The 15,127-nt window shown below is 39.6% G+C and carries 13 protein-coding genes; 11 read left to right on the forward strand and 2 right to left on the reverse strand.

Going from position 1 to position 15,127, the window contains the following annotated elements; genetic code table 11:
• Positions 1 to 3: 3 nt before the first annotated feature.
• The 6 genes from pstA (at position 4) to GQR39_RS16140 (ending at position 6,395) form a co-directional block, all read left to right on the forward strand.
• The gene (gene pstA, locus GQR39_RS16115; protein ID WP_024600192.1) at positions 4 to 1,653 is read left to right on the forward strand and encodes a phosphate ABC transporter permease PstA; all 1,650 of its coding nucleotides are present in this window, start codon (positions 4 to 6) and stop codon (positions 1,651 to 1,653) included.
• Positions 1,654 to 1,680: 27 nt separating this feature from the next.
• The gene (gene pstB, locus GQR39_RS16120) at positions 1,681 to 2,508 is read left to right on the forward strand and encodes a phosphate ABC transporter ATP-binding protein PstB (protein ID WP_007586464.1); all 828 of its coding nucleotides are present in this window, start codon (positions 1,681 to 1,683) and stop codon (positions 2,506 to 2,508) included.
• Positions 2,509 to 2,554: 46 nt separating this feature from the next.
• Complete coding sequence (gene phoU, locus GQR39_RS16125) at positions 2,555 to 3,256, forward strand: phosphate signaling complex protein PhoU (RefSeq protein ID WP_007586465.1); 702 nt, start codon at positions 2,555 to 2,557, stop codon at positions 3,254 to 3,256.
• A gap of 150 nt (positions 3,257 to 3,406) precedes the next feature.
• Entirely contained in the window at positions 3,407 to 4,084 is a 678-nt protein-coding gene (locus tag GQR39_RS16130; protein WP_024600191.1) for a TIGR00153 family protein, read from the forward strand.
• A 39-nt stretch (positions 4,085 to 4,123) separates the two neighbouring features.
• Complete coding sequence (locus GQR39_RS16135) at positions 4,124 to 5,392, forward strand: inorganic phosphate transporter (RefSeq protein WP_007586466.1); 1,269 nt, start codon at positions 4,124 to 4,126, stop codon at positions 5,390 to 5,392.
• A gap of 82 nt (positions 5,393 to 5,474) precedes the next feature.
• Positions 5,475 to 6,395 (forward strand): hydrogen peroxide-inducible genes activator, encoded by a 921-nt coding sequence (locus GQR39_RS16140; RefSeq protein ID WP_007586467.1) that lies wholly within the window; start codon positions 5,475 to 5,477, stop codon positions 6,393 to 6,395.
• 24 nt (positions 6,396 to 6,419) lie between these two features.
• Here GQR39_RS16140 and GQR39_RS16145 read toward each other — a convergent pair whose 3' ends face one another.
• Together GQR39_RS16145 and GQR39_RS16150 are read right to left on the reverse strand one after the other, a co-directional pair.
• Positions 6,420 to 6,632: a hypothetical protein gene (locus tag GQR39_RS16145; protein WP_121953757.1), complete on the reverse strand. Its 213-nt coding sequence runs from the start codon at positions 6,630 to 6,632 to the stop codon at positions 6,420 to 6,422.
• A gap of 181 nt (positions 6,633 to 6,813) precedes the next feature.
• Complete coding sequence (locus GQR39_RS16150; protein ID WP_165722424.1) at positions 6,814 to 9,345, reverse strand: GGDEF domain-containing protein; 2,532 nt, start codon at positions 9,343 to 9,345, stop codon at positions 6,814 to 6,816.
• Between the two features lie 187 nt (positions 9,346 to 9,532).
• Between GQR39_RS16150 and queA the strand changes: the two genes are divergently transcribed.
• The 5 genes from queA to secF all read left to right on the forward strand — a co-directional run bounded on the left by queA (position 9,533) and on the right by secF (position 15,072).
• Positions 9,533 to 10,564, forward strand: coding sequence for a tRNA preQ1(34) S-adenosylmethionine ribosyltransferase-isomerase QueA (queA, locus tag GQR39_RS16155; RefSeq protein ID WP_010554380.1), 1,032 nt, complete (start codon positions 9,533 to 9,535; stop codon positions 10,562 to 10,564).
• Between the two features lie 183 nt (positions 10,565 to 10,747).
• Entirely contained in the window at positions 10,748 to 11,875 is a 1,128-nt protein-coding gene (tgt, locus tag GQR39_RS16160; RefSeq protein WP_165736128.1) for a tRNA guanosine(34) transglycosylase Tgt, read from the forward strand.
• 25 nt (positions 11,876 to 11,900) lie between these two features.
• Entirely contained in the window at positions 11,901 to 12,236 is a 336-nt protein-coding gene (yajC, locus tag GQR39_RS16165; protein ID WP_007586472.1) for a preprotein translocase subunit YajC, read from the forward strand.
• A gap of 19 nt (positions 12,237 to 12,255) precedes the next feature.
• Positions 12,256 to 14,115, forward strand: coding sequence for a protein translocase subunit SecD (gene secD / locus GQR39_RS16170; protein ID WP_010554381.1), 1,860 nt, complete (start codon positions 12,256 to 12,258; stop codon positions 14,113 to 14,115).
• 9 nt (positions 14,116 to 14,124) lie between these two features.
• Positions 14,125 to 15,072, forward strand: a complete 948-nt coding sequence (gene secF / locus GQR39_RS16175) for a protein translocase subunit SecF (RefSeq protein ID WP_024590595.1) — start codon at positions 14,125 to 14,127, stop codon at positions 15,070 to 15,072.
• Positions 15,073 to 15,127 lie beyond the last annotated feature (55 nt).

Below are 15,127 nucleotides of genomic sequence, written 5' to 3' on the forward strand. Positions count from 1 at the left end.
GACATGGTAAAGCAGTGGTTTAAGTCTGGTTCTCCTTGGATTTGGATGACCGGTGGTGCAGTGAGCATCAGTTTGATTTCAGTTTTAGGCTTATTAGCAATGATAGCCTGGAAGGGATTAAGTTTTTTTTGGCCTTCGGAAGTTGTGCAATTTGAACTTGAAGGGTCGATTGCAAAGCAAACCGTGATTGGCGAAGTTTACGACCGTGAATTAGTACCAAAAACGCGTTTAGCCGCGACAGGTATTGATGTTAGCGAATTTGAAAAAGAAGAAATAGAGCGCTTGCTTATTAAAACAGGTAACCGCGAATATGTAGATTTAGATTTTCGTTGGATATTAGAAACCGACATAAAAAATAAAACAGCACCAGCGGCGCTTGCTGTATTTGAGCGTAGTAAAAACGGTAATTTTTATGGTTATGTTGAAAGTGTAATTAAAGATGGTAAACCAGTCGAAGGCGATAAGATTGAAGCGCTACATGAGCTTGTAGAGCGTGCAGTGGACTTAAATGACGAAGCACTTGATTTGCAAAATGGTGACATTGGGCATATTAACTACGCACTTGAACGCTTACGTTTAAAAGAAAAGGGCTACTTACTCGATAATGCACTTACTGATGAGCGTGTTGCTGAGCTTGCTCAAGAGCGTGCTGAATTACGTGCACAGTATGGTGTACTTGAAAAAGATTTATTTGCACTACGCAAACAAGCTAAACGTGACCACGTAACTGTAAAAGATATGCGCGGTGAGGTTGTAACGATACCAATGTATCAAGTACTTGATGTTTGGTTTCCAAACGATATGGGCTTTTTTGCAAAGCTAGGTCACTATTTTGTACAGCTAGGTAAGTTTGTATCTGATGATCCACGTGAAGCAAATACAGAGGGCGGTGTGTTCCCTGCTATATTTGGTACTGTGTTTATGGTTATGTTGATGGCTGTGATAGTGACACCGTTTGGCGTTGTTGCTGCGATTTACTTACACGAGTACGCCGCTAAAAATGCAATCACTAAAATGATTCGTATCGCGGTGATTAACTTGGCTGGTGTTCCTTCAATTGTATATGGTGTATTTGGCCTTGGCTTTTTTGTATACATGTTAGGTGGTAGCTTAGACCAACTATTTTATCCAGAATCGTCGCCAACGCCAGTATTTGGTACGCCAGGTGTAATGTGGTCGGCATTAACGCTCGCTATACTAACGCTGCCAGTTGTTATTGTATCGACTGAAGAAGGTTTATCTCGTATTCCAAGTACCGTACGTGATGGTTCACTAGCGCTTGGCGCAACAAAAGTAGAAACGTTATGGCGCATAATTATTCCAATGGCAAGCCCTGCAATTATGACAGGTTTAATACTGGCAGTTGCGCGTGCTGCAGGTGAAGTTGCACCGTTAATGCTGGTAGGTGTCGTAAAAATGGCCCCTACATTACCACTTGATGGCAACTTCCCGTATTTTCACTTAGATAGAAAGTTCATGCACTTAGGCTTTCATATATACGATGTTGGCTTCCAAAGCCCTAATGTTGAAGCGGCACGCCCGCTGGTATACGCAACGGCCTTTTTATTGGTGTCGGTGATTATTACCCTAAACATAACGGCCATTGGTATACGTAACCATTTACGTGAAAAATTCAGATCGCTTGAACACTAATTAGTAAAGATTTTATAGGTAACAAAAATGATTACAGTCGCTCCAAAAGTAAACCAAGCTAATATAGGCCAGAAGTTAGACCTAGAAAATTTAACGGATGACCAAAAAGCGCTAGAGATTAAAGATCTCGATCTTTACTACGGTGATAAGCAAGCGCTTAATAAAGTAAATATGAACATTCCAAAAGGCCAAGTAACTGCGTTTATTGGACCATCAGGTTGTGGTAAATCAACGTTATTACGTTGTATTAACCGCATGAACGATTTGGTTGATATTTGTCGTATTGAAGGTGAAATATTACTTCACGGTCAAAATATTTACGATAAGAGCGTAGATGTAGCAGCACTTCGTCGTAATGTAGGTATGGTGTTTCAGCGTCCTAACCCATTTCCTAAATCAATTTATGAAAATGTGGTTTATGGCCTACGCTTACAAGGCATTAAAGAGAAGCGTAAGTTAGACGAAGTGGTAGAGCAATCACTTCGTGGTGCTGCTTTATGGGATGAAGTAAAAGATAGATTACACGATAGCGCGTTTGGCTTATCGGGTGGTCAGCAACAGCGTTTAGTTATTGCTCGCTCAATTGCAATTGAGCCAGAAGTTCTTTTATTAGATGAACCTACATCAGCACTTGACCCTATTTCTACTTTGGTAATTGAAGAGCTAATAAACGATTTAAAAAACCAATTTACCGTTGTTATTGTTACACATAACATGCAACAAGCAGCACGTGTATCTGATCAAACAGCCTTTATGTATATGGGCGAATTGATTGAGTACTCAGACACAAATACCTTATTTACTACACCAACGAAGAAAAAGACCGAAGATTATATTACCGGTCGTTACGGTTAATTAGCTCGTTGTAGCGTGTTGTGCAAGATTAAGAGAGAAGGTAACTATGGAACATAATATTAATAAACATATTTCTGGGCGTTTTAACCAAGAACTAGAAAATGTACGTAATCATGTATTAAGTATGGGTGGCTTAGTTGAGCAGCAATTAAATAGTGCGCTTGATGCGGTGAGTCGTAACGATGCAGAGCTTGCACAAAAGGTACGTCAGAACGATTATAAAGTGAATGCTATGGAAGTAAGCATTGATGAAGAATGTACGCGTATTATTGCGCGTCGCCAGCCTGCAGCAAGCGACTTACGTTTAGTGATTGCAATTGCAAAAACAATTGCTGATTTAGAGCGTATTGGCGATGAAGCTGAGCGAATTGCTAAAGTTGCACTAGACTCATTTACTAAAGATCAGCAAGATTTATTAGTAAATATTGAAAATATGGGCCGTCAAGTTTTAAAAATGCTACACGACGTACTAGATGCATTTGCGCGTATGGATGTGCAACGCGCATTTCAAGTACATAAAGAAGATGCAAAAGTTGACCGCGAATATGAAGCTATCACACGTCAAATAATGACTTACATGATGGAAGATCCACGCTCAATCCCTAAAATCATGGACTTAGTTTGGTCTGTTCGCTCATTAGAGCGTATTGGTGATCGCTGTCAGAACATTGCTGAATACATTATTTATTTTGTTAATGGCAAAGATATTCGCCATACATCTCAAGAAGATATAGAAAAATCACTATGATTTTTCATCCATCATGTATTTCTATTAAAGCGGCTTAGTGCCGCTTTGTGTATTGCAAGCTTTAGTGAAGTAATAAAAAGCGTTCACAATCTTGGTTAATACTGTAAAATTCATGCTGCAAAGCATATCAATTTGATTAAAGGGTCAGTTATGCCTACAAACGCGTTTTTAGGAGTATTTGCAAAATCTCCTATCAAACCAATGGAAGAACACATCAAGAAGGTTCATCAAGCAAGTAAAGCTTTGATACCTTTTTTTAATCACGTATTTAAAGAAGAGTGGGTACAGGCAGAAGAGCTTCGCATCACTATTCGCAATTTAGAACGTGAAGCTGATGATATGAAAAGAGATATACGTTTACAGTTACCGCGTGGTTTATTCATGCCGGTAGAGCGTACAGATCTTCTCGAATTAGTAACTCAACAAGATAAAATTGCCAATAAAGCGAAAGACATAGCTGGGCGAGTGATTGGTCGTGAAATGACCATTCCAAAAGTTATGCAAACTGACTTTTTAGCTTATTTAACACGTTGTGTAGATGCGACTAAACAAGCATCAAAGGCAATTAACGAGTTAGAAGAATTGCTAGAAACGGGTTTTAAAGGTCGAGAAGTCACCTTAGTAGAAAAAATGTTAGTTGAATTGGATGCCATAGAACAAGACACGGACGAAATGCAGATAAAAGTACGCCGCCAGCTACGTGATGTAGAGGGTGAGTTAAATCCAATTGATGTTATGTTTTTGTACAAAATCATTGAATGGGTTGGCGAGCTTGCAGATATTGCAGAGCGCGTAGGATCACGTCTTGAGCTGATGTTAGCTCGTTAATTTAAAATCAGTTCAAACACGAAAGATTAAGGTTTTACAATGGATATCATTGCATCTTACGGCACGGTATTAATTTTAATTGCCGCAGCAGTCGGCTTTTTTATGGCTTATGGTATTGGCGCGAACGACGTAGCGAACGCCATGGGCACATCTGTAGGTTCAAAAGCGCTAACAATCAAACAAGCTATTTTTATAGCGATGATTTTTGAATTTGCAGGCGCTTACTTAGCAGGTGGTGAGGTTACATCAACAATTCGTAAAGGAATTATCGATGCCGCACCATTTGCAGACATTCCTGAACTTATGGTTCTGGGTATGATTTCGTCTTTATTTGCAGCGGGTGCTTGGTTATTAATGGCCTCGTTCTTGGGTTGGCCAGTATCAACGACTCACTCAATCATTGGTGCAATCATTGGTTTTGCGTTAGTTGCTGTTGGTACTGAGGCGATTCAATGGGATAAAGTAGGTGGTATTGTTGGTAGTTGGATTATAACGCCCGCCATATCAGGCTTTATTGCATACTTAATATTTATGAGTGCACAAAAACTTATTTTTAATACAGATGCACCACTAAAAAATGCTAAACGCTATGTACCACTTTATATGGGTTTAGCAGGTTTTATAATGGCCTTGGTTACAATTAAAAAAGGCTTAAAGCATGTTGGTGTTGATTTAGGTGCAGCCGAAGGGTACGCCTTAGCAATAGCTGTAGCAGTTGTCGTTGCTATAATTGGTAAAATTGCTATTTCTCGTTTAAATATCGATCCAAAAGCAGATAAACAAATGCAATTCAACAATGTTGAAAAAGTGTTTGCTGTTCTTATGGTATTAACAGCATGTTGTATGGCCTTTGCACATGGTTCTAACGATGTTGCTAATGCAATCGGTCCACTAGCTGCTGTTGTAAATATTGTTGAAAACAATGGTGAAATTGCTAAAAAAGCGGCTATTGCTTGGTGGATTCTACCTCTAGGTGGTTTTGGTATTGTTGCGGGTCTTGCTATTTTGGGCAAAAAAGTAATTAAAACGATTGGTGAAGGCATTACACATTTAACGCCTAGCCGTGGTTTTGCTGCTGAACTAGCCGCTGCTTCTACCGTTGTTATTGCATCAGGTACTGGTATGCCAATCTCTACTACTCAAACCTTAGTAGGTGCGGTATTAGGTGTAGGTATGGCACGTGGAATTGGTGCACTTAACATGGGTGTTATCAGAAACATTGTAGTTTCTTGGGTAATTACATTGCCAGTTGGCGCTGCCCTTGCTATTGTTATTTTCTACGTACTAAGAACCGCATTTGGGGTTTAACAAAAAAGTACTCAAAGACTTTTAGCTTGAAAAGATCTCAATGCCCTAGGTGTTGGGGTCTTTTTATTTGTGGAAAGAAAAAATGACCAATCTTCCAAGTATCAAACAGCTACAGTATTTATTAGCTGTTCATCAACATCAGCACTTTGGCAGAGCTGCCAGTGCCTGTTTTATTGGGCAATCTACTTTAAGCAGTGCTATTCAAAATCTTGAAGAAACGTTGGGTTGCCAGCTTATTGAACGCGAAAATCGCAGCCTTATGTTTACCAGTATTGGTGAAGAGGTTGTTGAGCGCTCTCGTAAAATAATTAACGATACAATTAGTTTAAAAGAGCTCACTAAAAGCTTTTTAACACCACTGAGTGGTAAATTAACGGTGGGTGTTATACCTACAATTGCTAGCTTTATAGCGGCTCCTCTGTATCACTTTTGTAAAGAAACCTTTTGTGATTTAGAGCTGGTATTAATAGAAGATACGAGTGATAAGCTACTGGATAAACTTGAGCATGGGCATATTGATTTAGCGCTACTTGCACTGCCATACGAAACCGATAAATTTCATACACAAGTATTGGCAAAAGATCAGTTTAGTTTAGTGCACCATAAGGACTACAGCGCTGCAAAGGGCGTAGTCGACTTTAATCTATTACCAGAGGCTAGCGTATTCTTACTCGAGCGTGAGCACTGTATGACAGGCCATGCGCTTAGTGCATGTCATTTAAACCGTGCTAGTTGTATTAACCCATTTGAAGCAGCAAGCTTGCATACATTATTGAGTATGGTTGAGCATCAGCTCGGGGTGACTTTTTTACCACAAATGGCGATTAACGCCGGAATTTTAGATAATAAAAATATGGTGGCAACACCATCACAAAGCGATGCATATAGAGATATTGGCATATTGTGGCGGAAAACTACGGGGCGGATCCGCGACTTTAAGTTATTTAGTCAACAGCTTGAGATATTTTTAAAGCGCCAATGTAGTTTAGATTTTTCTAAATAAGAATAGTAAATGAATGAAAGCAGCCTATAAAGGCTGCTTTTGATTTTTAAAATGGCTTTCAAAAGGCTCAAGTTCGGGTAAAAATAGTAAATAAATCCATACCACCAAGTTAAAGTAAGGCACGCAACCTAATACAGTAAAAACCTTAACTGGGTAGCCTTTAATATTTGCGTAACGATAACACTGATACGCGATTGCAAAATGTATAATCAGTAATAACATAACTAGCTGTGTCATACCTTTCTCCTTAAAAGCTTAAATAGCTTTGAAACCCACTATAAATATCAGTACTACGTCGCGAAAAGGTAATGTCATGTTTTTAAAGTGAAATGCATTAAAATGCACGACATTTTTTATTTGATACTGAAAGTATAGGCAAGAAAGGTAATATTGGTAGTAACAAATTGTTTAATTTTGTTTATTTTGGGCTAGCTTGTTGTTGGTAAAACGTTTTATTTTTTGAAATTTTTTCAAGCTCATCTTTTACTTTTTCAACAGGTACTGGGCGTGCAATAAAGTAGCCTTGTCCATAATCAACACCTATCTCTTTTAGTGCAAAAAATATCTCTTCGTTTTCAACGTACTCAGCTACAGAGCGCTTATCGAGAGACCGACTAATATCATTTATTGCTTTTACTAACGCTAAGTCTATAGGGTCATTAAGCATGTCGCTTACAAATGAGCCATCAATTTTTACATGTTGTGCTGGAAGCTGCTTTAAATAGTTAAATGTACTAAAGCCAGTTCCAAAATCGTCAATAGAAAAATGACAGCCTAAGCTATTAAGCTTCTCAATCATTTTACGAGTCGCTTTTAAGTTGTTAATACTTGCTGATTCAGTTATTTCAAAAATTATCCGCGAAGGGGGCACGTTATACTTTTCAAGATTTGATTCAATTAATGGCAATAAGCGTTCATCTAAGAATGATTGTGCTGACAAATTAATAGCAACTTGGTTTAACTCTGGGTGCTTAGACACACAAGCAACGGCATTACGTATAACGCATTGATCCATCAAAAATGTGTCGTTAAGCATCTCTAAAGAGGGAATAAATTGATTTGGGTACACAAGTTTACCTTTGAGTTTTAAGCGTAAGAGCGCTTCAAAATAAGCAACTTTACACTCTTTAAAATCCCAAATAGGTTGGTAATGCAGTTCAATATTATCTTGCTGCAGTGCTTGTCGAATTTCGTGACCCCATTCAAGCCCAGTTTGAAGCGTATTGTTTTGAGCGTCCTCTTTTGAGTAGCAATGTACTAAGTTACGCCCTAAATTTTTGGCAATATACAAAGCAATATCGGCTTGTTTTAAACACTCATTAGGGTCGTTATTTTGTGTCGTGATTTGAGTTAAACCAATAGAGCAGCTAATAGTGTATATCTGATCTTCTGATTTAAAAGCATGTTTTTCTATCGCACTACACACACCTTCTGCAATAAGGTGTGCATCCAGTAAATTCATATCGGTAAGTATGACTGCAAACTCATCGCCGCCTATTCGGCACACCAAATGGTCTTCGCCAATATTTGTTTTAAATAATTGCGCCACTTCTTTTAATACTATGTCACCTTGGTGGTGACCTTTGCTGTCGTTTATTATTTTAAAGTGATCGAGGTCAATATAAATAACAGCATGCTCTATGCCATCATACGTGTATTTATCTTGGCATATTTTATTAAGCTGTTGATCAAAGTAATAACGGTTATGTAAACCAGTTAATGGGTCATGGTGTGCTAAATGACGTAGTTGAATTTCTGCTTGTTTACGTTCGTGTATGTTGTCGATAGTGGCGGTTATGGTCGCGTTATTACGACTATTTTTGATTAGCTGTAATCTGCATTCGACCCAGATTAAATTGCCATTTTTATGGGTGAGCTTTACTTCTATTTGTTGCTGTTGCTCGCCACCATGTAAAATGTCATTAATAGTATAATTTAGTCTTCCTTTATCTTCGTTATTACAATAAGCGCTTAATGGGGTTTGTAGTGATGATTTAACACCAAAACCGCTTAATGTCTCCCATGCAGGGTTAATAAAACGAATATGCCCTTGCTGATCAAGCTCTAAAACAACCGTATTCAAATGCAATAAAATACGCTGATGAGCCGAAAATAACTCTTTGTAACGCACTTCGCTCACGCTTAGCTGCTCTACTTTGTAAGCAAACTCAGCATAACTCACCATAAAATCTTCACGTCGTGCGGCATGGTCACACACTTTATTTAAAAATGAAGGGTCGTATGGGGCTCTAATAAAATCGGTAACACCAGACAGCAAAAGCTGCTCAGCGTAATCAGCATCATCACTTTCTATAATTGTAACAATAGCTTGTTTAGAATTGTGCTGTAGGATTTCTTCAACGAGTACACTCGAGCTCTCTGCACTTGATGTAGTGGCATCGAGTAGCACAATTGAAAACTGCTGTTGGTTGTAAGCGTTTAGTGCTGCTTTGGCTGAGGTAACGTGAGTAATAGCAAAGTTTAACTTTAACTGTTCACTTATTTTGTCGGCCGTATTTTGAAGTGGCTCTAATAATAATAAGTTTAGCCGGCTACTTTTTTCTAAGTGAGTAGATAAAACATTCGCAAGTACTTGAGGGAGCATGTCTTTATGTTCAAACGGCAGTACAGCATCTATCCCGTAGCTTCGGGCTGTTGTTTCTGCAATACGCTCACAGTAAATTGGCGGAATAAGTAAAATTGGGGTGTTTTTCGGTGTTTTTAATAATCCTGAGCGGATCATCCTCGAAAAGCGCCAGCCGTCAATTTTCCCAACATTAATGCCCGTTATTATAATATCAACAGGGTGTTGTTTTAAAAGCTTTAAAGCTTGTTGGCTATCTTGCGCATCAATAAAGGTAAATACATTTAAGCTATCTAAAGTGCCTTTAATCGCGCGGCGTTCAGCACTACTTGCGTTTAATATTAGCAATTTAAGCTGGTTTGGCACGTGTTGAACACCCCTAATGTAACTTATAATAATTCAGCCGAACAAGAATAGTGACATTTAACCATAAGAACAAGAAAATTTAATGATAAACACGCAAACAAGATATTATAAGTTTGGCTGATTTCTTGAGCTTAATATCCGATACATATACACTTGGCGCGATTTTAAATGATGTGGATTACTAATTATGCGCGTGGCTGACTTTAGCTTTGACTTACCTGATGAATTAATAGCTCGTTTTCCTAAAGCGGACAGAACTAGCAGCCGTTTACTTACTTTAGATGGCCCAAGCGGAACTCTAGAACATAAAGTGTTTAGCGACATACTTGATTTAGTAAACGAAGGCGATTTGTTAGTCTTTAACAATACACGCGTTATTCCAGCACGTATGTTTGGTCAAAAAGCCTCTGGCGGCAAAGTTGAAGTGCTTGTAGAGCGAGTGCTAGATGAACATCGCGTACTTGCGCACGTACGCGCGAGCAAGTCGCTTAAGGTTGGTAACGAAGTTATTCTTGAAGGCAAAGCTAAAGCAATAATGGTTGCACGCCACGATACATTATTTGAGCTTGAGTTTGATCATAGCCAAAACGTGCTAGATATACTTAATGATATTGGTCATATGCCACTGCCTCCTTATATTGACCGACCTGATACCGAAGCTGATCGCGAGCGTTACCAAACTGTTTATGGAGAAAAGCCAGGTGCAGTTGCTGCGCCAACAGCGGGCTTACATTTTGACGATAAGTTAATGACGGCACTAAAAGATAAAGGTGTAAACATGGCTTTTGTTACTTTGCACGTTGGCGCCGGTACTTTTCAGCCAGTACGAGTGGATAGTGTTGATGAGCATGTAATGCATTCCGAGTACATAGAAGTGCCCGATGATGTAGTTGCTGCCGTTGCACAAACCAAAGCAAGTGGCGGGCGTGTAATTGCGGTTGGCACAACTTCAGTACGCTCATTAGAGTCGGCAGCTAAAGTTCACGGCGGCAAGTTAGATACGTATTTTGGTGATACCGATATATTTATTTTTCCGGGTTACCAATTTAATGTTGTTGATGCCATGGTCACTAATTTTCACTTACCTGAGTCAACACTCATTATGTTAGTAAGTGCTTTTAGCGGACAAGACAATATTATGGGCGCATACAATACCGCAATTGAACAAAAATACCGCTTTTTTAGTTACGGTGATGCGATGTTTTTAACACGCAAGTAACAGCTTGTTATTTAATACTCAGTAAAAAACATTAAAAACCCCAGCTTCGTTGCTGGGGTTTTTGTTTAGCGTAATAAGCAAGATTGAATTTATCGCAGCTAATAGTATTAATGAGGCAAAAAGGGTAGAATCGAGCGGTTAAATTATAGCTTGTTGGACTGTTTTTCCGACATTGAGGATGATATGAAATTTGAATTAGATTGTACTGACGGAAAAGCGCGCCGCGGCCGCTTAATTTTTGACCGTGGTGTAATAGAAACACCTGCATTTATGCCTGTTGGTACTTACGGTACTGTAAAAGGTATGACGCCAGATGAAGTAAAAGCCACTGGTGCGCAAATATGTTTAGGTAATACCTTTCATTTAATGCTTCGCCCAGGTACTGAAATCATTAAGCAACATGGTGATTTACACGACTTTATGAATTGGGATTTCCCAATTTTAACTGACTCAGGCGGTTTCCAAGTATTTAGCTTAGGCGCAATGCGTAAAATCACTGAAGAAGGCGTGTTATTTCAATCTCCAGTAAATGGTGATGAAATTATGATGTCGCCTGAAAAGTCGATGGAAGTACAGCGCGACTTAGGCTCAGACATCGTTATGATTTTTGACGAGTGTACGCCATACCCAGCAACTGAAAAAGAAGCTAAAGATTCTATGGAGTTATCTCTTCGTTGGGCTAAGCGTTCAAAAGAAGGGCATGGCGACAATCCATCTGCTTTGTTTGGTATTATTCAAGGTGGTATGTACCCAGAATTACGTGCACAATCGCAAGCAGGCTTAGAAGAAGTTGGCTTTGATGGCTATGCATTAGGTGGTCTATCAGTAGGCGAGCCTAAAAACGAAATGATGAATATTCTTGATCATTGTGCGTTTAAAATGCCAGAAGACAAACCACGCTACCTTATGGGTGTAGGCAAGCCAGAGGATTTAGTTGAGTCTGTTCGCCGTGGTATTGATATGTTTGACTGTGTTATGCCAACACGTAATGCGCGTAACGGCCATTTATTCATTACCACAGGTGTAGTTAAAATACGTAACGCAGTACATAAAACAGACACAGGGCCACTTGATCCTGAGTGTGATTGCCATACGTGTGGAAACTATTCACGAGCTTATTTGCATCACCTTGATAAATGTAACGAAATTTTAGGTGCGCGACTAAACACAATTCATAACTTACGTTACTATCAACGTGTTATGGAAGGTTTACGTAATGCAATTAGCGAAGGTAAATTAGAAGAATTTGTACAAGATTTTTATGCTCGCCGAGGCCAAGACGTGCCAGAGCTAGTAGATATAAAAAATTAAACTTTAAAATTAAAGAGGAAGTATCATGAGTTTATTTATTTCAAATGCACACGCAGCAGCTGGTCAACCTGCGGCAAGCGGTGGTTGGGAAATGCTAATAATGTTAGCTATTTTCGGTTTGGTTTTTTACTTTTTAATCTACCGCCCGCAAGCTAAGCGCGTTAAAGAGCACAAAAGCTTAATGAGTATGATGGCTAAAGGCGATGAAGTACTTACCCAAGGCGGTTTAGTGGGTAAAATTGTGAAGATTTCTGAAGAGAAAGATTTCATCGTTATCTCTTTAAACGAGCAGGCAGAAGTAACAGTACAAAAATCTGCAGTATCTGCAGTATTGCCAAAAGGCACAATGAAGTCGCTATAAAAATAATAAGGACGACCCCGTGTTAAACAAGTTTCCAGTTTGGAAGTATTTACTTGTTTTAGCTGTGGTAGCCATTGGCCTTTTATATGCCTCTCCAAACTTGTATGGTCGTGATCCGGCTATACAAGTTTCAGGTGCTAAAGGCGCTGATGTCGATCTCAGTGTTGTAGACAAAGTAAACGCAATCCTTGAAAAAAATAATGTAACCGCTAAATCGACAATACTTGAAGATGGGCAAATTTTAGTTCGTTTAAAAAATGTTGAAGAACAGCTTAAAGCGCATGACTTACTGCGTGATTCGCTGAGCGACGATTACATTTCTGCTATTAATATGGCACCTGCTCAACCAGCTTGGTTAAAAGCGGTTGGTGGTAACCCTATGAAGCTAGGTCTTGATTTAAGTGGTGGCGTACATTTCACCATGGAAATCGACATGGCAACAGCGGTTGATAACCAGCTTGAGCAAATGGAACAAGATTTTCGTAGCGACCTGCGCGAAGAAAAACTACGTTACCGTAGTGTTCGCCGCGTAGCAGGCTCCGATCGTATGCGTGTAGAAATGCGTACCGAAGCAGATAAAGACGCAGCAGAGAGCTTCTTAGAAACTCGCTACCCGCTAAATGTCTACATTGATGACAGCAGTAACGATAAAGCATTTTTTGCGACAATGAGTGAGCAAAAACTCAAAGAAATTCGTGACTACGCTATCAAGCAAAATGAAACGATTATTCGTAACCGTATCAACCAAATTGGTGTTGCAGAACCTAACGTACAACGCCAAGGCGCTGAGCGTATTATTGTTCAACTACCAGGTATTCAAGACACAGCACGCGCTAAAGAAATTTTAGGCGCAACAGCAACACTTGAATTTCGCGAAGTAGACGAAAACGCTGATATCAGCGCTGCTGCTCAAGGTCGTATCCCAGCGGGTACTGAAATGATCATGAGCCGCGACGGTTACCCTGTTGTACTTAAAAAGCGTATTATTCTAGAAGGCAGTCATATTACTGGCGCGCAATCTGGCGCTGATGAATACCAACGCCCGCAAGTGAGTATTACGCTCGATAGCAAAGGTGGGGCAAAAATGAATGCCTTTACCAAACGTGCTATTGGTAAGCGTATGGCAACGGTATTTATTGAATATAAGCCATCAGGTAAAAAAGATGCAGACGGTAAAGCGCTTCCGCCTATTAAGGTTGAAGAAGTTATTAACGTAGCAACAATTCAAGCACGTCTTGATCGCTCGTTCCGTATTACAGGTATCGATAACCCAGCTGAAGCACATAACTTAAGTTTGCTACTTCGTGCAGGTGCGCTTGTAGCACCAATTCAAATTGTTGAAGAGCGCACTGTAGGTCCAAGTTTAGGTCAAGAAAATATTGAAGCGGGTATGACTGCGGTTGCACTTGGTTTTGCGTTTGTACTTGTGTTTATGCTTGTGTACTACAAAGGCTTTGGTATGGTTGCAAACCTTGCTCTTGCGGCTAACTTAGTACTGATTGTTGGTGTTATGTCTTTAATTCCAGGCGCTACACTTACGCTACCTGGTATTGCCGGTATTGTATTAACGGTAGGTATGGCGGTTGATGCTAACGTACTTATTTTTGAACGTATCCGTGAAGAGCTAGCCGATGGCCGAAGCCCTCAACAAGCAATTCATTTTGGCTACGATAGCGCATTTAGCACTATATTCGATGCCAACATCACCACGCTAATTGCTGCCATTATACTGTTTGCAGTAGGTACCGGCCCAATAGCGGGCTTTGCAGTAACACTTGCGATTGGTATTTTAACTTCAATGTTTACAGCCATCGTTGGTACCCGTGCGGTAATCAACTTATTTGTTGGTGGTAAACGTATTGATAAACTTTCGATTTAAGGAGCTGACATGCAAATTTTAAGTTTGGGTAGTAGAACCCTTCGTTTCATGTCTCTTCGAAAAGTGGCTATGGGTTTTTCGACGTTATTAATTTTAGCGTCGTTTGCATCAATTTTTGTTAAGGGCCTAAACTTTGGTTTAGATTTTACCGGCGGTACGGCGGTAGAAGTGGGTTTTTCACAACCGGCTGATCTTAAAAAAGTACGTGATGCACTAGCTGATAATGGTTTTGCTGATGCATCAGTGCAGCTATTTGGTTCAAGCCAAGAGATTTTAGTTCGCTTAGCACCACGCGGTAGCGATGTAAAAGCTGAAGTGATTGGTAACCAAGTAATTGATGCGCTTAAAAAAGCAGACGACAGCGTAGTAATGCGCCGTATTGAGTTTGTAGGCCCAAGTGTAGGTGAAGACTTAAAAGAGCAGGGTGGCCTTGCCATGTTAACTGCACTTATTTGTATCTTAATCTACGTTGCGTTTCGCTTTGAATGGCGCTTTGCTGTGGGTGCGGTAGGTGCACTACTACACGATGTTATTATTACTGTGGGTTTATTTTCGATATTAGGTTTAGAGTTTGATTTAACTATATTAGCGGCAATTCTTGCGGTAATAGGTTATTCACTTAACGATACAATTGTTGTATCTGACCGTATACGTGAAAACTTCCGCAAAGTGCGCATTGACGATACTGTAGAAATTATTGATATTTCACTTACGCAAACACTTAATCGTACACTTGTAACATCAATCACGACTATTTTAGTATTGATTGCTTTGTTTGCATGGGGCGGACAAACCATTCATGGCTTTGCAACTGCATTGCTATTTGGTGTGTTTATTGGTACTTATTCTTCGATTTATGTTGCGAGCTCTGTTGCTATAGCAATGGGCGTAAGCAAAGAAGACTTAATACCAGAAGTAATTGAAAAAGAAGGTGCAGACCTAGACGCAATGCCGTAATGGTTTTGTAACTACTTTAAAAAACCGCTCATTGAGCTAACACCATTCAGTTAAG

Origin of the sequence: Pseudoalteromonas sp. C8, assembly GCF_011378685.1 — a bacterium.
In the GTDB taxonomy this organism is placed as follows: domain Bacteria; phylum Pseudomonadota; class Gammaproteobacteria; order Enterobacterales; family Alteromonadaceae; genus Pseudoalteromonas; species Pseudoalteromonas arctica.